1 protein-coding gene is annotated in these 1,284 nt (G+C 66.9%); it reads left to right on the plus strand.

The window, feature by feature from the left end:
* Window positions 1-67: 67 nt before the first annotated feature.
* Window positions 68-1,251 (plus strand): IS3 family transposase gene (locus tag ACZ4FV_RS52385; RefSeq protein WP_465328552.1). Its coding sequence is split into 2 segments (ribosomal slippage): window positions 68-347 and window positions 347-1,251, totalling 1,185 coding nucleotides; the frame shifts between segments, so codons are not numbered across the junction.
* Window positions 1,252-1,284: the final 33 nt, after the last annotated feature.

The following is a 1,284-nucleotide window of genomic DNA, read 5'->3' on the forward strand; positions in this document are numbered from 1 at the left end:
CTGAGGTTTCCCCTTGATCATGGACACCTTGAAACTTGGATCGTGAGGTCCAGGAAGGGAAGTCCAAGTGGGACGTCCGTCGAAGTACACGGATGAGTTCAGGCGTGACGCGGTCGCGCTGTATCGCGCTTCGGTCGGGAGTCGCTCGATCGCGTCGGTGGCGACCGAGCTCGGAGTCAACCACGAGACGCTGCGTGGTTGGGTGCGTCAAGCGGAAGCGGACGCCGGGGAGCGTACCGACCGGTTGAGTACGGCCGAGCGGGAGGAACTCGTCCGACTCCGCAAGCAGGTCCGCGAGCTGGAGCTCGAGAAGGAGATCCTGCGCAAGGCGGCCCAGTATTTTGCGAAGGAGATGCCGCGGTGAGCCGCTTCCGTTTCATCTCCGAACATCGGCGCTTCGGCGTCAAGCGGCTGTGCCGGGTTCTCGGCGTCGCTCGGGGCTCGTACTACGCCTGGTCGGCCGCCGATCCCGCCCGGCAGGTTCGCGCGGCGGCGGACGCGAGGTTGATCGAGCGGATCCGGGCGGTGCACACCGAGTCGAAGGAGACCTACGGCGTTCCGCGGATCACCGCCGAGCTGCGGGCCGACGGACACAGGGTCAATCGCAAACGCGTGGCCAGGTTGATGCGCGAGGCGGACATCGTCGGCCGACATCTTCGACGCCGCCGCAGGACCACGGTTCGGGACACGACCGCGGCGCCCGCGCCGGACCTGGTCGGCCGGGACTTCGGCGCGCCCGCGCGGGACGTCACGTGGGTGGGCGACATCACATATCTGCCCGTCGGAAACGGCTGGTTGTATCTCGCTACGGTGATCGATCTGCACTCGCGCCGCCTGATCGGCTGGTCGATCGCGGATCACATGCGGGCCGAACTCGTCGTCGACGCGATCGACGCGGCTGTCGCGGCCCGGGGCGGAGGCGTGGCCGGAGTGGTCTTCCACTCGGATCGCGGGAGTCAATACACCTCCGCCGAGTTCGCCAAGGCGTGCGTTCGCCACGGTATCGCGCGCTCGATGGGGAAGATCGGATCGAGTTACGACAACGCGGCCGCCGAGTCGTTCTTCGGCAGCCTGAAGCGCGAAGTCCTGTACGGGACAAGTTGGTTGACGGGGCGTCAGGCCAGGCTGGCCGTGTTCGGCTGGATCGCCTTCTACAACCACCGCCGACGCCACAGCACCCTCGGCTACCTCAGCCCCGCCGCGTTCGAGGAACGCGCGAGCGAGACCGATACGCTTTCACTGGCCGCATGAAACCCCGTGTCCATGTTCCGGGGGAAGCCTCAC

The sequence above is a fragment of the Embleya sp. NPDC025285 genome, from assembly GCF_055558835.1.